The following is a 24,061-nucleotide window of genomic DNA, read 5'->3' on the forward strand; positions in this document are numbered from 1 at the left end:
GTAATGGTACCTTTGTGATGGCGGGCGAAGACGCCGATATCATCGATCTCTACGAGCGCCATGCGCTCGGCTTCGACGCGCTGCGCGGCCGCACGCTGTTCGAAAAGCCATGGCTGGATCGGTTCCGGGCCATGATGCCGCCACGCGGCCATGTGCTCGATCTCGGCTGCGGCGCGGCCGAGCCGATTGCCGGCACCCTTATCCGCGAAGGTTACCGTCTGACGGGGGTGGATAGCTCGCAGACGCTGATCGGTCTGGCGCGCGAACGTTTTCCCGGCGTCGGCTGGTATCACGCCGATATGCGGCAGTTTTACATCCCGACCAAGTTCGACGGCATCATCGCCTGGCACAGTTTTTTCCACCTGAACCCGGATGACCAGCGGGAAATGTTCCGGCGGTTTGCGGTGATGACCGCGCCGGGCGCGGCGCTGATGTTCACGTCAGGCCATTTCGAAGGCGTGGCGATGGGTGAGTTTGGCGGCGAACCGCTCTACCACGCCTCGCTGTCGGCGCGTGAATATGCCGAGTTGCTCGGCAAAAACCGGTTCGATCTGGTGGCCCACAAAGCGCAGGATCCGCAATGCGGCGGTGCCACCATCTGGCTTGCACGTCGTCGCGACGCCTGAAAATCAAAGCTTCTTCACAAACAAATGCCCGCCGGATGACGATCCGGCGGGCTTATCTGTTCGGGCAGGGAATGCCTGTAACTTACGCGGCGATTGCGACAGAACCGCGGCGGGCGTCGATCGAATAGAGGCCCGGACCAAACGTGGCGAGCAGGATATAGGCGCCGGCCAGCGTAAAGTTCTTCATCAGCATGATGCCGTTGAGGGCGTTGATCCAGCCGAGTGCACCATCAGGCCAGCCGGGAATGGCAACCGTGCCGGAGTGGAAAACCGCGCCGGTGAAGATGCAGAACAGGGCAAGCGCCCAGCCGATGATACGCGTCTGGAAGCCGACGAGAACGGCAAGGCCGGTGACGAATTCGAACAGGCCGGCCAGATAGGCAAGGGCGGTGGCGCCCGGCAGGCCGGCACCGGAAATCATGCCGGCAGTGCCGGACGGGTCAGTCAGCTTGCCGAAGCCGGCATAGATGAACATGAAGGACAGAAGGATGCGGGCAACCAGAATGATGATGTTGCCGGTCTGCGTGTTTGCGGACATTTTTGGTCTCCAGATCGCGGCCATCGTGGCGGCGTGTGTTTCTCTGGCACCCTATGTGCGCCATCTGGGGCGTCTTCGATAGATGAACGATCGTTGACGGATTGTCGCCGTTTGGTGAACATCACGTCGCCGTGAGGAGGCGCTTCCTGAATGGAACCTTCATCCGGGGTTCAGGGTTGAAGCGCCAGTTTGCGCCAATAGAAACATCGGCGAAACCAAAACTGCCCAAAGCAAAACTGCGCCGACAAGGAGGATACCCATGAAAAAGATCATCATCAGCGCGCTCGCCCTGCTGACCATCACCTTTGCCGCAGCACCGATGGCACAGGCGCAGAGCCACCGCAGCGAGGCGCGTGAATCCCGCCAGGAATACCGCATTCATCGCAATGCCCGCCGTGGCGAACTGACCCCGCGCGAATATCGCCAGCTGCAGCGCCAGCAGCACCGCATCGATCGCGCCAAGCGCCATGCCGCCCGCGACGGTTACGTATCGCCACGCGAACGCCGCCAGGTCGAGCGCATGCAGAACCGCGCTTCGAAAAACATTTATCGCAAGAGCAATAACGGCCGCGGCTATTACTAAGCCACGTTCAGCCACAGTTCGCCGCCCGGTTCTGGAAATGAGCCGGGCGGTTTTTTGTTGTCAGCTTTCCTCGATCCGTCGTGCATGTTCCGGCAGCACCGAAAGCTCCCGCCAGTCGATTTCCTCCAGCAGGAAATTGTATTCCTCGACATTGATCAACTGCCTTGAGCGCAGGTATTCGAGCTTTTCACGCTGGGCGGCAACCGCTTTCAAAGCCAGTTTTCGATAGATGTCGAGCGACTGTTCCGCCGCCTCGTTGGATGCGGCGGTGCGTTCGATGGAAAATTTGCTGCGCAGAAGCTCGGCTTCCGGTCCGGCAATATCTTCCAGACGCGAAAGCCCCGCCTGAGCGATTTTTCCGCGCAGATGGATCATCTCGCCGTGTCCCGCTTCCCGCCGGTCGAGTTTCAGCCAGCGGATGATCGGCGTCAGCGTCAGCCCCTGGACCACAAGCGTTGCCAGTACCACCGCAAAGGCGGTCAGCACCACGATGTCGCGCTGCGGAAAATCGGCGGGCAGGGCGAAGGCGGTGGCCAGCGTCACCAGTCCGCGCATGCCGCACCAGCCGGCCAGCAGCGATTGTGTCACAGTGGCCGGTTCCGGCTCGCCGCGCCGCATCACGAACCACGCATGGATGCGGTTGAAGCCGACGCAGATGGCAAGGCGCACCACCACCACGACGGCAATCACCGCCAGCGAAAAGGCGATTGCCTGCCCCAGATGGCCTGCCTCCATTTGCTGCACGATATCACGCACCTGCATGCCCATCAGCAGGAAGGCCATGACGTTGAGCACGAACACGACGACGGTCCACACCGCGTAGGATTGCACCCGCATGCGAGTGGAGGATTGTGTCGGGCTGCGCGCCATCGCCATCGCAAAAGTGACGATGGCGAGCACCGCGGAAAGCTCCAGCCGTTCGGCGATGACCCAGAGCAGAAGGGTCTGCACGAACTGCAGTACGATGCCGCCGAGCGTGCCGGCCACGAACCGCCGCAGACGTTGTGATGTCCATGCCGCCGCGAGCCCGAGCGCAATGCCACCGGGCACGGCAAGGCCAAGATGCATCGCCACCTCACGATCGACCCCACCGGCCGACTGAATGGCGAGCGCGGCATCGAAGATCAGCAGCGCGGCGGCATCGTTGAACAGGCTTTCGCCGCGCAGGATCGTGTCCGTATCACGCGGAATGGTCATGGAAGAGAGCACGGCGGTGGCTGCTGCCGCATCCGGCGGTGCCACGATGGCGCCGAGCACGAGGGCTGCGGCAAAGGGCAGGCCGGCAAAAGCCCAACCGAGCCAGGCAACGCTTGCGGCCGTCAGGATGACGCCACCGATTGCAAACACCAGCAACGGCAGCCAGAAGCGTTTGGCGGTGCCGACCGGAAAATCGAAGGCCGCATCCATCAGCGCAGGGGCGATGAAGAGGGCGAGCGCCACATGCGGATCGAGCGAAATATACGGCATGCCCGGCACCAGCGCGACAGCGGCCCCCGCCATGGCCAGCATGGAAGGATAGGGCACGCGCAAACGCCGCGAGAATTGCAGGAGCACAACCGCGACAAGCAGAAGGACGAGCAGGCTTTCGAAGAAGCTCATGCGGGGATCCTGATGGCAGAGAGGGCAATGCGGCGGGGCGGGCCACAGTGGTTTTGATGTTAGATAGGCAGAACCGGCCGCTTGGCCAGCGGAAGGGCTCAATCGAACAGCACTATGGCCTCTCGTAGATGGTGGCTGCAGTTACAAAAACATAAATGACATCGGATGTTCCATACACCTACAGCGTGTCGCAGCTAATCTGCGTCATTCTGCCTGAGCAGGTTTTCGTCAGGGCAGAGGCGATTGGCGAAGGGCATACCCGAAGGTACGTTCGAGCCGATCGCCTCTGATCCTTACGCAAAGATGCCCGGCCCCTTCGGGGTTGGCTGATACGGGCCGCCTATTCGTTCGGCCGGCTTGGCCGTATGCTGTGGCTACGACGCGCGCCGGCCGAACGAATATCCGACTCCGTCTAAGCCAACAGAATGGCGCAGATTAGCTGCGACACGCTCTAGCAGTATGGTGCTTATGGTCAGCCTTGCCGAACTATCCGACGTGAAAATCGCATCGCCGAGCACGTCGACCCCATTCTCGGGATAATGTGGAAACAGGCGGGCGAGGTTCCTGTATGTGCGCCGCAATCACTCGCGATATCAGTCTATCTGATCAGCGGTAGGTCGCAATTAAGGCTCTACAGAATGATGCAGTGCTATCGGTGCCGCCGAAAAGGCATTAGATTCCCAATCTGAAAGCGCGCTGCGGATCAACGCCTTACACGATCTTTGTCAGTCTATGAATGGGCGATTGGAGATCGACGCGCGGGTAAGATAGCTAGTAATGCCTGTCCGCGTGCCTATTTCACTAGCTATGAAATAGGATAGCTCTGCTGCGTGGTCTACTGCTTTGGAAAGCTCTTTGCCACTAAGCAGGGCATCAATAATGCCGGCTGCTGCGGCATCACCTGCGCCGGTTCCGTCACGATATATCAATCCTTGCGGCGCAGGTATCGATCTGTCCCAGTGTTTGACGATCTTGTCCGTACCCAGCACGACGGTGAGGTGCATTGGGTGTGTAGGTCGTGTTTCCTGCCGTTCTGGCCGTTTGATGCAAAGCAGAACCTGTGGCCTCTGGCTCAGTCTGCTACGGAATGTCAGGAAGCGATCCACGAGCGTCAGCAATCGCTCGGTGGTACAGTCCCCTTCCGCGACACCGTCCAACAAATACATTAGTTGGTGCTCGTATAAAAATATTATATCAGCGCGCGATATCATCAACTCGTTGTAATCATTCTGCGCTCCAACGACGGAATGAAGGTCCCCGGGAACAAATGAGCAGATGACATCTGGTGTAAGCCCCGCCACTAATTGTCTCATGACGGGTAACATATCATGATCAGGCCTGCTGCCCTCCCGAGCATCGGCCTCTTGGACGAACGAAGATATATGTACAAAGGCGCTATTATTTGCACGTTCAAGAATCTGCGGCATCGCTTTTGATAACTCCCCCGCAGCCCGAAGATTTGCGCCGGGAGATACGCAGATAAAACGACTGCCTGTATTGTCTACGAGTACGATGGTTTCCCCGGGCTTCTCATCCATTCTGACAAGTAGGGAGGTATCTATACGAGCCTCGTCGAGGTCCTTTTGTAATTCGTCACCTGGCGATTTTGTACCGAGCACGCCGCACAAGGATACGCGCCGGTCCAGGCGTCCAAGTAGATAGGCCGTATTTGCTCCCGAACCACCTGGCGACTGGCTTCTAGTCAATGCGACCATTTCACGGTTTGGCTTGATTTGGCGTGAGACGGTGAAGAAATAGTCATAGTTATTGGCGGTGATGACTAGAACGTCGTTCAGAAACTCGTTATCTTTTTTCGGGTAAAAAGAATTGTATATATTGAATATTTCGTCGTTCGTGGACTCAATGTCCTGATTTTTCTTAAATGTATCAGTTATTTCTTTGTGCAGAAGTGTTGCAATAGCAACAGATACTGCAATTCCGAGTCCGCCAAGGGATGGTGCTGGGTTGGATAGAAAATAAATTATGGCGGCGGAAGAGGCCGAACCAATAATCAAGATGAGAATTATATATAATTTTCTAAGTCTCGACATATCGAGCCTCACGGAAACATAAATAATTACGGTTTGGTTGGTGCAATCCTTAGATGTATTTTGTTGATAGGCAATAAAAAAGGGCGGCCTTGCGACCGCCCTTTTCGTAATCCTGAACCGGTTGGCTCAGACATAAGACCTTTCGGTCTTACATCATGTCCATACCGCCCATGCCGCCCATGCCGCCAGGCATGCCGCCGCCAGCCGAATCCTTCTTCGGGATTTCGGCGATCATGGCTTCGGTGGTGATCAGCAGCGAAGCAACCGAAGCTGCGTTCTGCAGAGCCGTGCGAACAACCTTGACCGGGTCGACGATGCCCATGGCGATCATGTCGCCATATTCAGACGTCTGGGCGTTGTAGCCGTAGTTGTCTTCGTTCTTCTCGAGGATCTTGCCGACCACGATCGAAGCTTCGTCACCGGCGTTTTCTGCGATCTGGCGAACCAGCGACTGCAGAGCGCGGCGAACGATGTTGACGCCAGCTTCCTGGTCGTCGTTCTCGCCCTTGACGGTGATCTTGGAAGCAGAACGGAGCAGGGCTACGCCGCCGCCCGGTACGATGCCTTCCTGAACAGCAGCGCGCGTCGCGTTCAGAGCGTCGTCGATGCGGTCCTTGCGTTCCTTGACTTCGATTTCGGTCGAGCCGCCAACGCGGATGACGGCAACGCCGCCAGCGAGCTTGGCAAGACGTTCCTGCAGCTTTTCGCGGTCGTAGTCCGAAGTGGTTTCTTCGATCTGCGCCTTGATCTGGGCAACGCGGCCTTCGATGTCAGCCTTCTGGCCAGCACCATCAACGATGGTGGTGTTTTCCTTGGAGATCGAAACCTTCTTGGAACGGCCGAGCATGTCGAGGGTGACGTTTTCGAGCTTGATGCCGAGGTCTTCGGAAATGACGGTGCCGCCCGTGAGGATGGCGATGTCTTCCAGCATGGCCTTGCGGCGATCGCCGAAGCCCGGAGCCTTGACGGCAGCAATCTTCAGGCCGCCACGCAGCTTGTTGACGACGAGCGTAGCAAGCGCTTCGCCTTCGACGTCTTCAGCGATGATGACGAGCGGCTTGCCGGTCTGAACGACGGCTTCCAGAACCGGAAGCATCGCCTGCAGGTTCGACAGCTTCTTCTCGTGAAGGAGAATGTAAGCGTCGTCGAGATCGGCGATCATCTTTTCCGGGTTGGTCACGAAGTAAGGCGACAGGTAGCCGCGGTCGAACTGCATGCCTTCGACGACTTCGAGTTCGGTTTCAGCGGTCTTGGCTTCTTCGACGGTGATAACACCTTCGTTGCCGACCTTCTGCATGGCTTCGGCAATGTCTGCACCAACCTGCTTGTCGCCGTTGGCCGAGATCGTGCCGACCTGGGCAACTTCAGCCGAGGTGGAGATCTTCTTGGCCTTCGCCTGCAGGTCCTTGACGACTTCTGCAACAGCGAGATCAACGCCGCGCTTCAGGTCCATCGGGTTCATGCCGGCAGCAACGGCCTTTGCACCTTCGCGAACGATCGCGCGGGCCAGAACGGTTGCAGTCGTGGTGCCGTCGCCGGCGATGTCGTTGGTCTTCGAAGCAACTTCGCGGACCATCTGGGCGCCCATGTTTTCGAACTTGTCTTCAAGTTCGATTTCCTTGGCGACCGATACACCGTCCTTGGTGATGCGCGGAGCGCCGAAGGACTTGTCGATAACGACGTTACGACCCTTCGGGCCGAGGGTAACCTGCACTGCGTCAGCGAGGATGTCGACGCCGCGCAGCATCTTTTCGCGCGCAGAGCGGCCGAATTTTACTTCTTTAGCTGCCATTTTGAGAACTCCTAGAGCTTAAGCTCAATGGTGATTTCTGATTATCGGTGGAGAAGGTTCGACTGAAAAATCAGCCGATAACGCCCATGATGTCGGATTCCTTCATGATCAGAAGGTCGACGCCATCGAGCTTGACTTCAGTGCCCGACCACTTGCCGAACAGAACGCGGTCGCCGACCTTGACATCCAGAGCAACGAGCGTGCCCTTGTCGTCGCGTGCGCCCGGGCCAACAGCGATGATTTCGCCTTCAGCCGGCTTTTCCTTGGCGGTGTCAGGAATGATGATGCCGCCCTTGGTCTTTTCTTCGGACTCGACGCGCTTGACGACAACGCGGTCATGCAGGGGGCGGAAAGTTGTGCTTGCCATTGTCTAATCCCTCGATCAAATGACATGGACGGGCCGGTGAGGCCCGCGTGATGGGTGTTAGCACTCTCCATATGTGAGTGCCAGCGTGACCGAGATAAGACCGGCCATACCCTGAGTCAAGGAAGGCTCGCAAAATTTCAGCACATGGTGCCGCGGCTTGCGAAACAGCGTTAACGGCATTGTGTGGCAGGAATTTAACGCCTCACCCGGTGCTTATGCACCGCAATGCATTTGCGGCAGGACGGCGCGGAAAACAGCCTCGGTGTTTGCCGAAATCTTTTCCTGGTCGGCCAGCGGACCAGTCCCTCTCACAGTCAACACCTTGCCGCCGTTATACAAAGCGTAACGGCGCTGGGCCTTGTCGAGAAACTTGTTTTCCAGCCAGTAACCGACGGAAGGTCCTTCGACAAACGTGGCGGCGCTGCAATTCGGTCCGGTTTTCAGGCATTTTGCGGTCAGGGTGGCGGCGGTGATAGTGCCGTCTCTCAAGCCCTGTTCCCTGTCATCGTTCATGCCCAGAAAGATGGCAACGAAGCGGGTGTCCTGGCAGTCGGGGCAGATGATCTGAAGCGAACCGTCGTCCATGTAATCGACTTTGAACCCTTCGCCCATAATGGCCGGATCAAGCTTGAGGTCATGGATTTTCTCCATGCAGAAGCCGGATTGCGCATTTGCCTGCGACGCTCCGAGCGCCAGAAAAAGTGAAAAACTCAAAGCTGTTTTTACAGATCTGCGCATATTTGTTCTTATCCGAATGGGTTTTGAAACTGACAATACTGGTTATATGACCGTAACGCCCGTGTCTGAACAGAGGCTAGGAAGTGTAGTCGCAGGAAAATCACAACCCGCAATGTGCGTCATACGTTCTTTACATGACGTTTTTAGGGAATTCCTTGCGGCCATATTGTCGCAGGGTGAGGGGGACACATGGCGGCAATCGATGGCGTGGAACAACAGGGCGGCGCGGGGCCGACGCTTTCCGAACTGACGGGCGTTTTCGCCCGCATCGGCTGCTTGAGCTTTGGCGGCCCCGCCGGCCAGATCGGCATGATGCACCGTAGTCTTGTGGAGGAAAAACGCTGGATCTCGGAAGAGCGTTTTCTGCACGCGCTGAATTACTGCATGCTTCTGCCGGGGCCGGAAGCGCAGCAGCTGGCCACCTATATCGGCTGGCTGGTCGGCGGCATAAGAGGCGGCATCATTGCCGGCCTGCTGTTCATTCTGCCGGGATTGTTCGTGATGATCGGCCTGTCGGCGGCATACTGTCTCTGGCAGGAGACGACATGGCTGGACGGCCTGTTTTTTGGCTTGAAGGCGGCGGTGCTTGTCATCGTCGTCGAGGCGGTGATCCGGCTCGGACGCAAGACGTTGAAAACGGGTTTTCTGCGGACCATCGCGGCGCTTGCCTTTATCGCGCTGTTCTTCTTTGGTCTGCCATTTCCGATCGTTGTTCTTGTTGCGGGCATTGCCGGTGTCATTGCCGTGAAAACAGGCCTGCAGCCGGCAAGTGCGCTCGCTTCATCCGCTGAACCGACGGCCAAACCCCGGCCGTTGCGCGCCATTGCCTCGCTGCTGTTATGGGTCGCCGTCTGGCAGGCGCCGCTGTTTCTGCTCTGGGCGTTGCATGCGCCCGAAAGTCTCTCGGCGATGTTTTCGTTCTTCTCGCGCATGGCGCTGGTGACCTTTGGCGGCGCTTATGCGGTTCTGGCCTATGTGGCGCAGGTAGCGGTGGAGGATTACGGCTGGCTGAGGCCTGGTGAAATGGTGGATGGTCTGGCGCTTGCCGAAACCACACCCGGTCCGCTGGTTCTGGTGCTTTCCTTTGTCGGCTTCCTTGTTGGCTTTCGCGAAACCTCGGGACTTGGCGCCATCGCCGGTGGGGCACTCGGTGCCGTGCTGGTGGCCTGGGCCACGTTTGTGCCGAGCTTCATTTTTATCTTTGCCGGTGCGCCCTTCATCGAACGGATGCGCGGCAATGCGGTCCTGTCGGCGGCACTTTCGGCCATCACCGCAGCAGTTGTCGGGGTGATCCTGAACCTTGCTTTGTGGTTCGGCCTGCATGTCCTTTTTGCAGAGGTGATAAAACTGCCGGTCGCGCCGTCGCTCGGTTTGACCGTGTCCGTGCCGGTTCTTTCGAGTATTGATCTCGCCGCTGTCGCGCTTTTTCTCGTGTCGGCGCTGCTGTTGTTCCGCTTCAAACTCGGTGTCGTGCCGGTGCTCTGTTTCTGCGCCGTCGCCGGCCTCGCGCTGCGGCTGTCGGGGCTTGGTTGACCCGCAACCCTGCATATGACCCCGCTTATGACGCGGACGTGAAATATCGGCTGAAACAGCAAATGCCCTTGCCATCGTCATTGTGCTTTGCGACATGAACGCAAGCTTTATTGATGAATGGACAGGGCAGGCATGACACAGCGTATCCAGAATTTGAGCGACGTGACCGGCGGTTATGACGTCGTTCTCTCCGATGTCTGGGGTGTCGTGCATAACGGCGTTGAAGCCTTTCCGCAGTCCTGCGAAGCGCTTGCTGCCGCCAGCAAGGCCGGCGCCACCGTTGTCCTCATCACCAATTCGCCGCGCCGTTCGGCCGATGTCATCACCCAGATGCGCGCGCTTCACGTTGCCGACGAAACCTATGACCGCATCGTCACCTCGGGTGATGTCACCCGCAAACTGATCGCCGAAGGCCCGAAAAAGGTGTTTCTGCTCGGTCCCGAGCGTGACCTCAACCTGCTTGATGATCTCGACGTCACCGTTACATCCGCGGAAGAGGCGGAAAGTATCGTCTGCACCGGCTTTTTCGATGACGAAAAGGAAGTGCCGGAAGATTATACCGACATGCTGAAGGCATGGGTCGCCCGCGACCTGCCGTTCATCTGCGCCAACCCGGACCTGATCGTCGAGCGCGGCCACAAGATGATCCCCTGCGCCGGTGCCGTTGCCGCCTATTACGAACAGCTCGGCGGCAAGAGCCGGATTGCCGGAAAGCCGCATCACCCGATCTATGAGGCGGCAATCGCCGAAGCGGAAGCGGTGCGCGGTCCTTTCGAGCGCTCGAAGATCTTGGCGATCGGTGACGGCATGCCGACCGATGTGCGCGGTGCGCTTTCACAAGAACTCGACCTGCTTTATATCAGCGGCGGTATCCATGCTGCCGAATACACGGTGGGCGGCCAGACGGACGAAGCGATCCTGAAGGCCTGGCTGACCGAACAAAATGCCACGCCAAAATTCTGGATGCCACGGCTGGCCTGAACGGAATGTTTGCGGAATGACCGTCTTCCATCGCAATGAGAAAAAAGACCCGCTGCCCGACAATCTGAAGGGCGGCGTCATCGCCATCGGCAATTTCGATGGCGTGCATCGCGGCCACCGCAGCGTGCTGGACCGCGCGCTGGAGCTTGCCGCCGAGCGCGGCGTGCCGGCCCTCGTGCTGACATTCGAGCCGCATCCACGCACCGTCTTCAAACCGGACCAGCCGGTCTGCCGCCTCACGGCCGCACCGCTGAAAGCCCGCATTCTCGAATCCATGGGGTTTGGCGCGGTCATCGAATATCCGTTCGACCGCGACTTTGCCGGCCGTTCGGCGGAAGAATTCATCCAGACCATTCTCATTGACTGGCTGGGCGCAAGCGCCGTCGTCACCGGTTTCGATTTCCATTTCGGCAAGGGCCGCGAGGGCGGTCCAGCCTTCCTGATGGCATCCGGTGAACGTCACGGTTTTTCCGTCTCTCTGGTCGATGCCTTTCGCGATGAAAACGCCGAGGTGGTGTCGTCGAGCCGCATCCGCGAACTGATCGCGGAAGGCGACATGGTCGGTGCCGCCGGCCTGCTCGGCTATCGTTATACGGTGGAGGCCGAAGTCATCGATGGCCAGAAGCTCGGCCGCCAGATCGGTTTTCCTACCGCCAACATGGCGCTGCCGCGCGAGGCGGAACTGCGCAACGGCATTTACGCCGTGCGTTTCCGCCGGCCCAATGGCGAGCTTTATGACGGCGTCGCCAGCTATGGCCGCCGCCCGACGGTGACGGAAGACGGCGCACCGCTTCTGGAAACCTACCTGTTCGATTTTTCCGGCGATCTTTACGGCGAAGTCTGCGCCGTCTCCTTTTTCGGCTTCCTGCGCGATGAGCTGAAATTCGACGGGCTGGAGCCGCTGATCGCCCAGATCAAGCGCGACGAGGAAGAGGCAAGGGCGCTATTGTCCGGTGTGACGCCGCTCGGGCCGCTGGATAGCGACATTGCTTTCGCGCAGACCGCGAAAAACGAAGGATAACACCATGGCCACCACCCCGCGCCGCCCGACAAACCCGAAGGATGCCGCCGAAGCCCTGTTCGCGCCGGTCAAGAAAGCCGCGGCACCCGCCGTCGAAAAGCGCGCTGCGCCTGCGGTGAAGGAACAGGTGACGATCAAGCTCGACAGCGCGGTGATCGAGTATTTTCAAGGTGACGGCCCCGGCTGGCAGGACCGCATCAACGATGCGCTGCGGGCCGTGATGGCGGAAAACCCGAAGGATTGAAGCTGCTTTGAATTGCTGAGGGATGCCTCCAGCCGATCTCCCCCCATGTGGGGGAGATGCCCGGCAGGGCAGAGGGGGGTAATCCTCGCGTAAATGCCACTTTGCTATTCACCTGCCGCACCCTCGCATACCCCCCTCTGTCACCTTTCGGTGACATCTCCCCCACATGGGGGGAGATCAAAGGGAGTCAGCCTCGCCGTCCGCATTCCTTTTTATCTTCGCAGCTACCTCTTTGCGGAGGGCTGCAAACTCCCGCTCGACCTCTTCTGCCGGAATGCCTTTGCCAGCAGCGAGTTCCGCCCGCGCAATCTCAATCTTGGCGCGCATGAACGCCACATAGCTCGGATCGTGCCGCTCAGTTGAATCAGGCATTCTCGATCCCTCTGTGGCTTGGAGTTGGTCGATGGTTGGCCGCGATCATATCCGCTGCCACATCCAGAACGACCTCTTCGAAAACGTCCATCGTGGGCGCTTCGATATGCAGCCCATCGATATCGCTTTCCGAATAGAAAACCTTTGCCTCGTCATCCCAGATGGCGTGCACGAAGAACGATCTTTTCATGTCATGGCTCGAAAACGTCTCGACCGCGATCCGGCTCGCGCGTCACGTCGAGTTCCCAGAGGTCGAGGCTTTCCAGAAACTCGAGGAGTGATGTCTTGCCATCCGTTTTTGTCTGCGGACTGACGAATGAAGGTGTCCCGGCATCTCTTACGATCTGCTCGTTTGACCGTGGCTGAGGTTTGTCCACCATAAGCGCCTCCACACTTATGACGATAGCTATAATCCGCTGCCCGTCGAAAGTCGAGAAACACGCCCCAATTCCCCCTTCCTTTCCGCGCCAAAACCCCGTAAGAACCGCGTCCATGACAGATTTCCGGTCGGCCCAGATGATCAGCGCGATGATCATACGAATTATCGGCCCGGCCTTCCGCGCGCTCTGAGCAGCGGCCGGAAGGTCCGGGATTTTGGCGTTTTTTCAAGCGCCCACGCCACCGATGTGTTTATCCGCATTGCGCCCTTGAGCGGCGCCAAGAGATGATTGCCCAAAATGACCGATAACGTTGAAAAGCTCGATTATTCGAAAACCCTCTATCTGCCCGAAACCGAATTCCCGATGCGCGCCGGCCTGCCGCAGAAGGAGCCGGAAACCGTTGCCCGCTGGCGCGAGATGGATCTCTACAAGAAGCTGCGCGCCTCCGCTGCCGGCCGGGAAAAATTCGTGCTGCACGATGGCCCTCCCTATGCCAACGGCAATATCCATATCGGCCACGCGCTGAACAAGATCCTGAAAGACGTCATCACCCGCTCGTTCCAGATGCGCGGTTACGATAGCAACTACGTTCCCGGCTGGGATTGCCACGGCCTGCCGATCGAGTGGAAGATCGAGGAAGAGAATTACCGCGCCAAGGGCAAGGCAAAGCCTGACCTGAAGCAGCCCGACGCGATGATCGAATTCCGCAAGGAATGCCGCGCCTATGCTGAAAAGTGGATCAAGATCCAGGCGGAAGAGTTCAAGCGCCTCGGCATCGTCGGCGATTTCGACAACCCGTATCTGACGATGAATTTTCACGCCGAAAGCCGCATCGCCGGCGAACTGCTGAAAATCGCCATGAGCGGACAGCTGTATCGCGGATCGAAGCCGATCATGTGGTCGGTCGTCGAGCGCACGGCGCTGGCCGAGGCCGAGGTCGAGTATCACGATTACGAGAGTGACACGATCTGGGTGAAGTTCCCGGTCGCCGGTGGCTCGGAAGAGTTGGCCGATGCCCACGTCGTCATCTGGACCACCACGCCCTGGACTATCCCCGGCAACCGCGCCATCGCGTTTTCGCCGAAGGTTGCTTACGGCCTCTATGAAGTCCTGACCGCCGAAAACGATTTTGGCCCGCGTCCGGGTGAAAAGCTGATCTTCGCCAATGGCCTGTCGGAAGAATCCGCCGCCAAGGCAAAGCTCACCTTCAAGAAGCTGCGTGACGTTTCTGCCGATGAACTCGGCGCCATCACCGCTGCCCATCCCCTCAAGGATCTCGGCTACGACTTCATTGTCCCGCTTCTCGCCGGCGATCACGTCACCGACGATGCCGGCACTGGTTTCGTCCACACCGCGCCGTCTCACGGCCGCGAAGACTTTGACGCCTGGATGTCCTCGGCCAAGGAACTCGAAGCCCGCGGCATCGATCCGCGCATCCCGTTCCCGGTCGACGACAGCGGCACCTACACCGCCGATGCACCCGGTTTCGAGGGTGGCCGCGTCATGGATGACAACGGCAAGAAGGGCGATGCCAACGACCGCGTCATCAAGGCGCTGATCGAACGCAACGCGCTGTTTGCCCGCGGTCGCCTGAAACACCAGTATCCGCATTCGTGGCGCTCCAAAAAGCCGATCATCTTCCGCAACACGCCGCAGTGGTTCGTCTATATGGACAAGGACCTGAAGGACGGCACGACTTTGCGCACCCGCGCGCTTTCCGCCATCGACGACACCCGTTTCGTGCCCGCCGGTGGCCAGAACCGTCTGCGCGCCATGATCGAACAGCGCCCCGACTGGGTGCTTTCGCGCCAGCGCGCATGGGGCGTCCCGATCTGCGTGTTTGCCGATGAAGATGGCAATGTCCTGCAGGACGAAGCCGTTAACGCCCGCATTCTCGAGGCCTTCGATGCCGAAGGTGCCGACGCATGGTTTGCCGCCGGCGCCAAGGAGCGTTTCCTCGGCAATCGCGAAGACGCGGCCAAGTGGACCCAGGTCATGGACATTCTTGACGTCTGGTTCGACTCTGGCTCGACTCACACGTTCACGCTGGAAGATCGTCCCGACCTGAAATGGCCGGCCGATGTCTATCTCGAAGGCTCCGACCAGCATCGCGGCTGGTTCCATTCCTCGCTTCTGGAATCGGCTGCCACCCGTGGCCGCGCGCCTTACGACACGGTCGTCACCCATGGTTTCACCATGGATGAAAAGGGCCAGAAGATGTCGAAATCGCTCGGCAATGTCGTGTCCCCGCAGGACGTGATGAAGGACAGCGGTGCCGATATCCTGCGCCTCTGGGTCATGACCACGGATTACTGGGAAGACCAGCGCCTCGGCAAGACGATCATCCAGACCAATGTCGATGCCTATCGCAAGCTGCGCAACACCATTCGCTGGATGCTCGGCACGCTCGCACATGACGATGGCGAAGAGATCGCCTACGCGGAACTGCCCGAACTCGAAAAGCTGATGCTGCACCGCCTGTCCGAACTGGATGCGCTGGTGCGTGAGGGCTATGACGCATTCGAATTCAAGAAGATCGCCCGCGCCCTGATCGATTTCTCCAATATCGAACTGTCGGCCTTCTATTTCGACATCCGCAAGGACGCGCTTTATTGCGACGCCCCGTCGTCGCTGCGCCGTCGCGCGGCGCTCGCCGTCATCCGCAAGATTTTTGAATGCACGGTGACGTGGCTGGCTCCCATGCTGCCGTTCACCACGGAAGAGGCATGGCTGTCGCTGAAAGCCGATGCGGTATCGGTCCATCTGGAACAGTTCCCAACCGTTCCTGCTGAATGGAAGAACGAAGCTGTTGCCGAAAAGTGGGCAAAGATCCGCAAGGTGCGCTCAGTCGTCACCGGCGCTCTGGAAATCGAGCGCAAGGACAAGCGTATCGGCTCGTCGCTGGAAGCGGCCCCGGTGGTTTATGTTGCCGATGCCGAATTGTTGAAGGCGCTGGAAGGCCTCGAATTCGAGGAAACCTGCATCACCTCGGCGATCACGATCACCGCAGGTGAAGGCCCGGAAACGGCCTTCCGTCTGCCGGAAGTTCAGGGCGTGTCGGTCGAGCCGAAGCCTGCGGAAGGCGTAAAATGCGCCCGTTCGTGGCGGGTGACGACGGATGTCGGCTCCGATGCTGCCTATCCGGATGTTTCGGCACGTGATGCCGAGGCGCTGCATGAACTGGCCAGGCTCGGCAAGCTTGGTTGATCGGTCGGGCTGATTGAAATGCGACGGATGATTGCGCTTGGCGCAGTCATCCGTTAATCCTGCCTGAAATTGGCCGGATTTTTCCGTCAGGCCGAGACAGGTATCGTTTTGCGTCGAGGACGGGCGCGGCTGGAAGGGTTTTGATGAAGACGTCACAGGTGTTTCGTTCCGGCCTTGGTGTAACGGCCATCGTCGCGGTGCTCGCGGGTGTTTCTGGCTGCCAGAGCCCGACCTACGGAACCAGCAAGAGTGCTGCCGAACAGTTGGCTGATGACCTTGGAAGCGCCGTTTCCATTGGTGGCGGCGACAAGAAAAAGGACGTGCGGTACAATCCGCGTCCGGGTCTGGTCGTGGCCGGCAAGGGCGTAAGCGATCTGCCTGCGCCGCAGCAGTCCATGGCCAACCGCGAAAACAATCCGAATTGGGCTGAATCGCCGGAAGAGACCCGCCAGCGTCTGCGTGAAGAGGCCGCTGCCAACGAAAACAATCCGCGTTACGTATCGCCGCTCACAGTCGGTAAGGGACAGGGCGGCCAGCTGACCGAAAGCCAGAAGTGGGAAGCTTTCCGTCAGGCCAAGGCAGAAGCCAAGTCCGGCAGCACGATCGGTTCCGGCCAGCGCCGTTTCCTGACCGATCCGCCGGCCGAATATCGTCAGGTCGATAATGCCGATGATCTCGGCGAACCGGAAAAGGTCAAGGAACGCCGCCGCAAGAAGGAAGCCGAAGCCAACGGCAAGCAGAATTCCGCCTGGTGGAAGCCGTTCCAGTAAAGTCTTGATGGCCGGGATTTTTCCCGGCCTCTCTGTGTCTGGCAAAGCCCGGTTTCCCCTCCGTCGTCATCCTCGGGCTTGACCCGAGGACCCAAAGCCAAGCGCTCGGTGGGTGCCGCGTGGATTCTCGGGTCAAGCCCGAGGATGACGGAAGAGAGGTTGGCACCCTTTCCGTTGAGGCACCTTAGTCCCGCCGTGCTTTAAAAAAATCCGTCAAAATTTCCGCCGCCGCCGTTTCATTCAGGCCCGCATAGACATCCGGCACATGGTGGCAGGTCGGTGCCGCATAAAACTGCACACCGCTTTCCACCGCGCCGCCCTTGGGGTCGTGTGCGCCGTAATACAGTCGGCGGATGCGGGCGAACGAAATGGCCGCCGCGCACATGGTGCAGGGTTCCAGCGTCACGTAGAGATCGGCACCGCTCAGCCGCTCCTGCCCGAGTTCCTCGCAGGCCATGCGGATGGCGACGATTTCCGCATGCGCCGTCACGTCATTCGTCTCGCGCGTGCGGTTTCCGCCACGCCCGACAATGCGCCCGTCCATGACGATGACGGCGCCGATCGGCACTTCACCACGGTCGCCGGCATGTTTTGCCTCGACCAAAGCCTCGTCCATGAAACGATTTGTCCCCGTCATTGGGCGATTTCCTCTTAACCCGATCCACTCTAACTGGTAGGACGGGTTCAATCTGCGTCACCCGAAGCACAAGGCAACGGGTATGATGCGACATAAACTCAACATGATCTGTCCGGTGTTACGCCGGAGATACATCACGCTTCAGGCAAACAACAAATGAGCTTTAAAGACAAGCCGAAGCGCGGCGGGCCCAAGCCCTTCGAGCGCGAAATCAAGCCCCGGTCCAACCCGAAGCCGCAAGCGGCCAAGGATGCACCGGTGAAAAAGGCCCCCCGCAAGCTGCCGGCAGCCCCGGCAACGGTGGAAGCCGATGGCAAGCCCGAGCGCATTTCTAAGATCCTTGCCCGCGTCGGCGTGGCATCGCGCCGCGATATCGAGCGCATGATCATGGAAGGCCGCGTCACCCTCAATGGCAAGCTTCTGGAAACCCCGGTCGTCAACGTCACCTTCGAAGACAAGATCGAAGTGGATGGCGTGCCGATCCGCGGCGTCGAGCGCACCCGCCTGTGGCTGTACCACAAGCCCGGCGGTCTGGTGACCACCAATTCCGATCCGGAAGGCCGTCCGACCGTTTTCGAAAACCTGCCGGACGATCTGCCGCGCGTGTTGTCCATCGGCCGCCTCGATATCAACACCGAAGGCCTGCTGCTGCTGACCAATGACGGCGGCCTGTCGCGCGTTCTCGAACTGCCGACCACCGGCTGGCTGCGCCGTTACCGCGTGCGCGCCCATGGTGAGGTAGATCAGGCGAAACTCGACACGCTGAAGGACGGTATCGCCGTCGACGGCGTTCTCTACGGTTCCATCGAAGCGACACTCGACCGTTCCCAGGGCCGCAACGTGTGGATCACCATGGGTCTGCGCGAAGGCAAGAACCGCGAAATCAAGAACGTGCTCGGCGCGCTTGGTCTCGAGGTCAACCGACTGATCCGTATCTCCTACGGCCCGTTCCAGCTAGGTGATCTGGAAGAAGGTCGCGTCGTCGAGGTCAAGGGCCGCATGCTGCGCGATCAGCTTGGTCCGCGCCTCATTGCCGATGCCAAGGCCAATTTCGACGCGCCGATCTATGGCAATGCCGTCGATACCGAGGAAGCACCGGCGGCACGCGGTGGCAAGCCTGAACGTCAGGAGCGCCCCGACCGGAACGAGCGCCCGGCACGCGACGATCGCTCCGAGCGTGGAGACTGGAACCGTGAAAAGCCCGCAGAGCGTCGTTCCGACGATCGTTTTGGCGACAAGCCGCGTGGCCCCAAGCCCGCTGGCGATCGTGGGCCAAAAAGCTTTGGCAACAAGGGGCCAGGTGCCGCGCGTGGTGGTTTTGCCGATCGCGGCCGGGATGGCGAAGGCGAAGAGCGTCCCAAGAAGCGCCCGGCGCTCGGCACCAGCCGCACCGCCAATGTCTGGATGGCGCCCGGCGCCCGCCCGACCACCGATGACCGCGGCCGCAAGGTTTCCGCACGCAGCGAAGCCGAGCAGCTATTCAAGAAGCCGGCGCCGCAGAACGACCGCCCGATCGTCATCAATCGCGTCGAAGGCGACAGCGACTGGATCCGCGCCGACAGCCCGCCGGAACCGGAACGTGGCGACAAGCGCGGCGGTTTTGGCGACAAGCCACGTGGCGAACGTTCCTTCGGCGACAAGCCCCGCTTCGATCGCAAGCCCCGCGAAGATGGCGACCGCCCACGCGGTGACCGTGGTGACCGTCCGGCAGGAGACCGCCCCCGTGGTGATCGCCCTTACGGCGACCGTCCGGCGCGTGGCGGCGAGCGTTCGTTCGACAAGCCGCGTGGCGAGGGCTCTTTTGGAGACAAGCCGCGTTTCGACCGCAAGCCGCGGGAAGAGGGTGATCGCCCGCGTGGTGATCGTCCCGCCGGTGACCGTCCATATGGTGACAAGCCACGTGGCGAACGCTCCTTCGGCGACAAGCCGCGTTTCGATCGCAAGCCACGCGAAGAGGGTGACCGCCCGCGCAGCGACAGGCCCCGCGGCGACCGTCCGTTCAGCGACCGACCGCGCGGAGATCGCGCGGATCGTGGCGAGCGTCCGGCGCGTGCCTTCGGTGGCGAGGGCCGTTCGGAGCGTCCGGCCGGTGATCGCCCTTACGGCGACCGCCCGCAGGGTGATCGTCCCCGCAGCGGCAAGCCCGGTGGCTTTGGCGGTGGCAAACCCGGTTTCGGCGGCAAGCCGGCCGGTGGCCGTGGCAAGCCCGGTGGTGGCAAGCCAGGTGGCGGAAAGTCCTTTGGCGGCAAGCCCGGCGGCGGTGGAAAACCCGGTGGTGCTCCCCGCTCCGGCGGACGACCAGGCGGGGCTAAGCCGCGCACGCCGAGAGGGTAAGGCCAAGTGCGGATTGTAGGCGGTGAATTCCGCGGCCGCGCATTGGCTGCTCCGAAGTCGAACGATATCCGGCCGACCATCGACCGGACGCGCGAAAGCCTGTTCAACATCATCGGCCACGTTTATCCCGAGGCCGTTGATCAGTGCCGTGTTCTCGATCTTTTCGCCGGCACCGGCGCGGTGGGGCTTGAAGCCCTGTCGCGCGGCTGCCGTTCGGCGCTGTTCGTGGAGAATGGCGTCGAAGGTCGTGGCCTTCTGTGGGAAAACATCGAAAGCCTCGGCCTGCATGGCCGCGCCCGCATCCTGCGGCGCGATGCCACCAAGCTCGGCACGGCCAACAATATCGAGCCGTTCCAGTTCGTGTTCGCCGACCCGCCTTATGGCAAGGGGCTCGGCGAGGCGGCGCTTCTCTCCGCCCATGAGGGCGGCTGGCTGGCGCCCGGCGCGCTTGCAATTCTGGAAGAGCGTGCCGATGTAACGGTGACGGTCGATGCCTGTTTCAAGCCGCTCGAAAGTCGTTCCTTCGGCGATACGCGGATAGACTTCTTCCGCTACCAGCCGAGCTGAGGATTTTTCTTCGATGAACACCCGCCTCTCCATCCCGCATGCTTCGGCATTTCAGTCGGCCAGAGAGGCGGGAACAGAACCAAGGGTGGCGATCGCGTTTGGTGGCGGCGGTGCACGCGGCATCGCCCATATCCCCATCATCGAAGCGCTCGATGAACTCGGCATTCGCCCGGTGGCGATTGCCGGTTCCTCCATCGGCGCCATCATGGGCGCCGGCATGGCGGCCGGCATGCGCGGCCGCGAAATCCGCGATTATACCAAGGCAACCGTCGGCAACCGCCGCCTCATCGCCAACCGGCTCTGGGCACTCGGCCCGGCCAGCATGCGCGACCGCATCGGTGGCTTCAAGCTCGGCCATTTCAACCTCGAACCGATCCTCGGCGCCTTTCTGCCGGCGGCCGTGCCGGAAAAATTCGACGCACTGCATATTCCGCTGAAGGTGACGGCGACGGATTATTACGGCCAGAAAGAGGTCATCCTCGAAGAAGGCGACCTGCTGCCGGCGATTGCTGCCTCCGCCGCCATTCCGGCGCTGTTCATGCCGGTGCATGTCAACGGCCGCATCATGGTCGATGGCGGCATTCTGAACCCCATCCCCTATGACCACCTTCTCGATCTCGCCGACATCGTCATCGGCGTCGATGTCGTCGGCGGCCCGGAAGGCGACGGCACCCATATGCCCAACCGCATCGACAGCCTTTTCGGCTCAAGCCAGCTGATGATGCAGGGCTGTATCGCGCTGAAACTGAAGCTGCACCCGCCCCACATTTTCCTGCGCCCCCGCGTCGCCCGCTTCGGCATTCTCGATTTTCACAAGGTGGGCGAGATCCTCGATGAGGCCAGCGAGATCAAGGACGAGCTGAAGCGCTCGATCGATGCCTTGTGGAAGGTGACGGCGAGCGGGTAGGGGGGCGTCTTGCAAACGCTCTGGAATACAGGCCTTGGACAGGCTATATTCGCGGCGAGCGCGTATAATTTGGACCGGCCATGAGTGTCGTTGCAGAGATCTTGAAAAGGCCTGTGGCAGCGCCGGGGAGTTTTCCGGAGCTGACGATTTTGCTGGCGCGCATTCGGCACGAATACGACCCGGTCGATGTCGTTCTTTACGGCAGCCAGGCTCGCGGTGAAGCTACCGCCCAAAGCGACTGGGACCTGAAGGTCATAGTCCCCGACGATGCTCCCGAAAGCTTGTTCTCGCCGATGCTGGGCTGGCGCGTTCAGGAAGGCTCAGGTGTCTACGCCGATGTGTCCTGTACGCGGCTGTCCGATTTCCGTGCTGATCTAAGCGTTGCAAACTCGGCTGCAAGTCATATCGTTGATGACGGTATTGTTTTGAATGTCCGCTGATCTTCACATCGCAAATGCGTTGAGATTGGCTCATGAGGACATCGAAGCTGCTCGTGCGCTCTTCGCAATCGGCAACCGCAATGATGCATATCATACCCAACAGGCGGCAGAGAAAATCCTCATCGCTCTTCTGACTTCTGAAGGAATTCGAGCTGAGCGGAAAGACGCGCACCGTCTCGATGTGCTGCAGGGGCTTCTACCCGATGCCAACTTGTTCAAGCCGCGTTTTTCGAGCGTTTTGTTCCTGACGATCTACGCCACGACGTATCGCTACCCGAAAGATGCCGGTCGTCTTCCGGCAAAGGCGGATCAGGCTGAACTTGGGGCGGCAATGGAAACCGTGGCGCAGATACTCAACGAGGTTGCTTCTCATTTCGGTTTCGGCCTGACGGCGAGCGACAGAATTCCGGCAACGTCCTCGACACCACCCCGCCGCTGATCCCTCACCACTTCCCGATCGCCACCTTGGCGGCCTCTTCCGTCGCCACCTCTTCCCCCACGCTGCCGCGTTTCGGCTTCATCAGCGGTTCCGGTTTGACCGGTTGGTTGTGCAGCATGTCTCTTCCGGCGGAAATGCCTTCCACCGCCTGTAGCTGTAGCCGCTGTTCGTCGCGCTTGCGGATATCGTCGCCGATCGCTTCCGCATCGTTTTCCGGCATGCCCAGCGCTTCCAGCGTCTTTTGTCCGAACAGCAGGCCGGATTCCAGCGTTTCGCGCAGCTCGTACTCCACGCCCTTGCCGCGCAGCGCGATCGTGTGGATGCGGTCATAGGAACGCACGAACAGGCGGGTGCTCGGAAATTCCTTGGCGATCAGGTCGACGATACGGTCGGTGGTTTCGCGCTTCTGGGTCAGCACCGCGACGATCTTGGCTTTTTCGATGCCGGCCGATTGCAGCACGTCACGGCGGGTGCCATCGCCAAAATAGATGCGGAAACCGAACAGCGCCGCCTGACGGATACGGTCCGGGCTGTCGTCGATGACCGTCACCGACCGGCCGCCGGCCAGCAGGATCTGCGATGAAATCTGGCCGAAACGGGAAAAGCCGATGATCAGCACATCGGCGCCGGCACCTTCAAAATCCTCCTCCAGTTCCTCGCGCTGCCCTTCCTCCTTGCCGATCAGCCGTTTGCCCAAAAGCGCGCCAAGCGGTGTCAGCGCCATCGAGATGGTGACGCTGGCGATCAGCAGCGAGGCGGCCCCCGGCGACAACAGGCCGGCGGCAGTGGCCGTGGTAAACAGCACGAACCCGAACTCGCCGCCCTGCGGCAGCAGGAAGGCGATGCGCACCGCGTCCGCATGCGAAGATCCCCACAGCCGCGATATGCTGTAGAGAACCGTCGCCTTGACGATCATGAACAGCGGCACGGCGGGCAGGATGATCATCAGGTTGCCGGCAATCGCCGACAGATCCAGCGACAGGCCGACCGCCATGAAGAACAGCGCCAGAAGCAGGCCGCGAAACGGCTCGACATCGGCTTCCAGTTCGTGCCGGTAGGAGGATTCCGACAGCATCACACCAGCCAGAAACGCGCCCATCGCCATGGAGAGGCCGACAGCCTGCATGGCGGCGGCCGATCCGAGCACGACAAGCAGGGCGGCGGCAATCATCACCTCGCGCGCGCCGGTACGGGCAATGATCTGGAACATCGGCGTCAGCAGATAACGGCCCGCAAGGATGACGGCGCCGATCGCGCCGATCGCCACCGCAAAATCCTGCAGCAGCGGCGTCGTATCTTCGCCCGGCCCGGAGCCGAGAATGGTCACCAGCGCCAGCAGCGGCACGATTGCCAGATCCTGAAACAGCAGGATGGAAAACGCCCGCTGGCCATAACGGGTATTGGTATCGCCATTGTCGGCAAGGATCTGCAGCGCAAAGGCGGTGGAGGACAGCGCCAGTCCGAAACCGGCAATCAGCCCGCCGCGCCATCCGGCAATGCCGGTCAGATAGGCAAGCGCCGAGAGGACGAGGCCGGTGATCACCACCTGCGCCGTGCCGAGCACAAACACGTCGCCCCGCATCTGCCACAGGCGCGAGGGTTTCAGTTCCAGTCCGATGATGAACAGCAGGAACACCACGCCGAGTTCCGACACATGCAGAACCTCGCCGGCATCGGTGATCGTGTGCAGGATCGGGCCGATGACGACGCCGGCCGCCAGATAACCGAGAACGGTGCCGAGACCCAGTTTGCGAAACAGCGGTGCGGCCAGCACGGCGCCGCCGAGCAACAGCAAGGTTTCGGTGAACAGGGTTTCTGGCGCGGCCATTTTTGGTGCTCATCATGCAGGAGTGAAGAGGGCGGCCCCCAAGAATCGCTGGTACGCCCTTGATGCGTCATGTAGTGCACAATAAATGGATTCGGAATGAAAGGCCT

At 60.3% G+C, this 24,061-nt stretch carries 24 protein-coding genes; 13 read left to right on the forward strand and 11 right to left on the reverse strand.

The window, feature by feature from the left end; translation table 11 throughout:
* Positions 1 to 17 precede the first annotated feature (17 nt).
* Positions 18 to 626: a class I SAM-dependent methyltransferase gene (locus tag EDF70_RS07680; RefSeq protein WP_132272777.1), complete on the forward strand. Its 609-nt coding sequence runs from the start codon at positions 18 to 20 to the stop codon at positions 624 to 626.
* An 82-nt stretch (positions 627 to 708) separates the two neighbouring features.
* On the opposite strand, the gene EDF70_RS07685 is transcribed toward EDF70_RS07680, so the two are convergent.
* Complete coding sequence (locus EDF70_RS07685) at positions 709 to 1,164, reverse strand: DoxX family protein (protein WP_165931962.1); 456 nt, start codon at positions 1,162 to 1,164, stop codon at positions 709 to 711.
* Positions 1,165 to 1,423: 259 nt separating this feature from the next.
* Here EDF70_RS07685 and EDF70_RS07690 point away from each other — a divergent pair, with 259 nt between their 5' ends.
* Positions 1,424 to 1,747 carry a hypothetical protein gene (locus tag EDF70_RS07690; protein ID WP_132272779.1) on the forward strand — a complete coding sequence of 108 codons (324 nt, stop codon included), beginning with the start codon at positions 1,424 to 1,426 and terminating at the stop codon, positions 1,745 to 1,747.
* A gap of 60 nt (positions 1,748 to 1,807) precedes the next feature.
* Here EDF70_RS07690 and EDF70_RS07695 read toward each other — a convergent pair whose 3' ends face one another.
* The 5 genes from EDF70_RS07695 to EDF70_RS07720 all read right to left on the reverse strand — a co-directional run bounded on the left by EDF70_RS07695 (position 1,808) and on the right by EDF70_RS07720 (position 8,294).
* The gene (locus EDF70_RS07695) at positions 1,808 to 3,346 is read right to left on the reverse strand and encodes a cation:proton antiporter (RefSeq protein WP_132272780.1); all 1,539 of its coding nucleotides are present in this window, start codon (positions 3,344 to 3,346) and stop codon (positions 1,808 to 1,810) included.
* 725 nt (positions 3,347 to 4,071) lie between these two features.
* Complete coding sequence (locus EDF70_RS07705; protein WP_132272781.1) at positions 4,072 to 5,397, reverse strand: carbohydrate kinase family protein; 1,326 nt, start codon at positions 5,395 to 5,397, stop codon at positions 4,072 to 4,074.
* A gap of 148 nt (positions 5,398 to 5,545) precedes the next feature.
* A complete protein-coding gene (gene groL / locus EDF70_RS07710; RefSeq protein WP_132272782.1) occupies positions 5,546 to 7,189 on the reverse strand; it encodes a chaperonin GroEL in 1,644 nt (547 codons plus the stop codon).
* Between the two features lie 70 nt (positions 7,190 to 7,259).
* A complete protein-coding gene (gene groES / locus EDF70_RS07715) occupies positions 7,260 to 7,556 on the reverse strand; it encodes a co-chaperone GroES (RefSeq protein ID WP_132272783.1) in 297 nt (98 codons plus the stop codon).
* 213 nt (positions 7,557 to 7,769) lie between these two features.
* The gene (locus tag EDF70_RS07720; RefSeq protein ID WP_132272784.1) at positions 7,770 to 8,294 is read right to left on the reverse strand and encodes a hypothetical protein; all 525 of its coding nucleotides are present in this window, start codon (positions 8,292 to 8,294) and stop codon (positions 7,770 to 7,772) included.
* Positions 8,295 to 8,483: 189 nt separating this feature from the next.
* On the opposite strand from EDF70_RS07720, the gene chrA reads away from it, so the two are divergent.
* The 4 genes from chrA to EDF70_RS07740 all read left to right on the forward strand — a co-directional run bounded on the left by chrA (position 8,484) and on the right by EDF70_RS07740 (position 12,073).
* On the forward strand, positions 8,484 to 9,827 hold the full coding sequence (gene chrA, locus EDF70_RS07725; protein ID WP_132272785.1) for a chromate efflux transporter: 1,344 nt from the start codon (positions 8,484 to 8,486) through the stop codon (positions 9,825 to 9,827).
* 132 nt (positions 9,828 to 9,959) lie between these two features.
* On the forward strand, positions 9,960 to 10,808 hold the full coding sequence (locus EDF70_RS07730) for a TIGR01459 family HAD-type hydrolase (RefSeq protein WP_132272786.1): 849 nt from the start codon (positions 9,960 to 9,962) through the stop codon (positions 10,806 to 10,808).
* A gap of 16 nt (positions 10,809 to 10,824) precedes the next feature.
* Positions 10,825 to 11,829: a bifunctional riboflavin kinase/FAD synthetase gene (locus EDF70_RS07735; RefSeq protein WP_132272787.1), complete on the forward strand. Its 1,005-nt coding sequence runs from the start codon at positions 10,825 to 10,827 to the stop codon at positions 11,827 to 11,829.
* Positions 11,830 to 11,833: 4 nt separating this feature from the next.
* Positions 11,834 to 12,073 (forward strand): BrnA antitoxin family protein, encoded by a 240-nt coding sequence (locus EDF70_RS07740; protein WP_132272788.1) that lies wholly within the window; start codon positions 11,834 to 11,836, stop codon positions 12,071 to 12,073.
* Between the two features lie 177 nt (positions 12,074 to 12,250).
* On the opposite strand, the gene EDF70_RS07745 is transcribed toward EDF70_RS07740, so the two are convergent.
* The 3 genes from EDF70_RS07745 to EDF70_RS07755 are packed head-to-tail and all read right to left on the reverse strand — an operon-like array spanning position 12,251 to position 12,981.
* Positions 12,251 to 12,445 carry a hypothetical protein gene (locus tag EDF70_RS07745; RefSeq protein ID WP_132272789.1) on the reverse strand — a complete coding sequence of 65 codons (195 nt, stop codon included), beginning with the start codon at positions 12,443 to 12,445 and terminating at the stop codon, positions 12,251 to 12,253.
* Positions 12,438 to 12,635 carry a DUF1902 domain-containing protein gene (locus tag EDF70_RS07750; protein WP_132272790.1) on the reverse strand — a complete coding sequence of 66 codons (198 nt, stop codon included), beginning with the start codon at positions 12,633 to 12,635 and terminating at the stop codon, positions 12,438 to 12,440. The genes EDF70_RS07745 and EDF70_RS07750 overlap by 8 nt, the downstream gene beginning before the upstream one ends.
* A gap of 1 nt (position 12,636) precedes the next feature.
* On the reverse strand, positions 12,637 to 12,981 hold the full coding sequence (locus EDF70_RS07755) for a hypothetical protein (RefSeq protein ID WP_132272791.1): 345 nt from the start codon (positions 12,979 to 12,981) through the stop codon (positions 12,637 to 12,639).
* Positions 12,982 to 13,122: 141 nt separating this feature from the next.
* Between EDF70_RS07755 and ileS the strand changes: the two genes are divergently transcribed.
* Positions 13,123 to 16,032, forward strand: coding sequence for an isoleucine--tRNA ligase (ileS, locus tag EDF70_RS07760; protein WP_132272792.1), 2,910 nt, complete (start codon positions 13,123 to 13,125; stop codon positions 16,030 to 16,032).
* Positions 16,033 to 16,175: 143 nt separating this feature from the next.
* The gene (locus EDF70_RS07765) at positions 16,176 to 16,802 is read left to right on the forward strand and encodes a hypothetical protein (RefSeq protein WP_132272793.1); all 627 of its coding nucleotides are present in this window, start codon (positions 16,176 to 16,178) and stop codon (positions 16,800 to 16,802) included.
* 184 nt (positions 16,803 to 16,986) lie between these two features.
* Here EDF70_RS07765 and EDF70_RS07770 read toward each other — a convergent pair whose 3' ends face one another.
* Positions 16,987 to 17,439: a nucleoside deaminase gene (locus EDF70_RS07770; RefSeq protein ID WP_132272794.1), complete on the reverse strand. Its 453-nt coding sequence runs from the start codon at positions 17,437 to 17,439 to the stop codon at positions 16,987 to 16,989.
* Positions 17,440 to 17,595: 156 nt separating this feature from the next.
* Between EDF70_RS07770 and EDF70_RS07775 the strand changes: the two genes are divergently transcribed.
* From EDF70_RS07775 to EDF70_RS07795, 5 genes are all read left to right on the forward strand, one after another.
* The gene (locus EDF70_RS07775) at positions 17,596 to 19,773 is read left to right on the forward strand and encodes a pseudouridine synthase (RefSeq protein ID WP_132272795.1); all 2,178 of its coding nucleotides are present in this window, start codon (positions 17,596 to 17,598) and stop codon (positions 19,771 to 19,773) included.
* Positions 19,774 to 19,779: 6 nt separating this feature from the next.
* On the forward strand, positions 19,780 to 20,340 hold the full coding sequence (rsmD, locus tag EDF70_RS07780; protein ID WP_132272796.1) for a 16S rRNA (guanine(966)-N(2))-methyltransferase RsmD: 561 nt from the start codon (positions 19,780 to 19,782) through the stop codon (positions 20,338 to 20,340).
* Between the two features lie 13 nt (positions 20,341 to 20,353).
* Entirely contained in the window at positions 20,354 to 21,247 is an 894-nt protein-coding gene (locus tag EDF70_RS07785; protein WP_132272797.1) for a patatin-like phospholipase family protein, read from the forward strand.
* A gap of 80 nt (positions 21,248 to 21,327) precedes the next feature.
* Positions 21,328 to 21,687 carry a nucleotidyltransferase domain-containing protein gene (locus tag EDF70_RS07790; protein ID WP_132272798.1) on the forward strand — a complete coding sequence of 120 codons (360 nt, stop codon included), beginning with the start codon at positions 21,328 to 21,330 and terminating at the stop codon, positions 21,685 to 21,687.
* Positions 21,677 to 22,126: a HEPN domain-containing protein gene (locus EDF70_RS07795; protein WP_132272799.1), complete on the forward strand. Its 450-nt coding sequence runs from the start codon at positions 21,677 to 21,679 to the stop codon at positions 22,124 to 22,126. The genes EDF70_RS07790 and EDF70_RS07795 overlap by 11 nt, the downstream gene beginning before the upstream one ends.
* 4 nt (positions 22,127 to 22,130) lie before the next feature.
* Here the strand turns inward: EDF70_RS07795 and EDF70_RS07800 are convergent, their stop codons facing one another.
* Positions 22,131 to 23,954: a monovalent cation:proton antiporter-2 (CPA2) family protein gene (locus EDF70_RS07800; RefSeq protein WP_132272800.1), complete on the reverse strand. Its 1,824-nt coding sequence runs from the start codon at positions 23,952 to 23,954 to the stop codon at positions 22,131 to 22,133.
* Positions 23,955 to 24,061 lie beyond the last annotated feature (107 nt).

This window comes from Neorhizobium sp. JUb45 (assembly GCF_004343585.1).
Lineage (GTDB): Bacteria > Pseudomonadota > Alphaproteobacteria > Rhizobiales > Rhizobiaceae > Neorhizobium.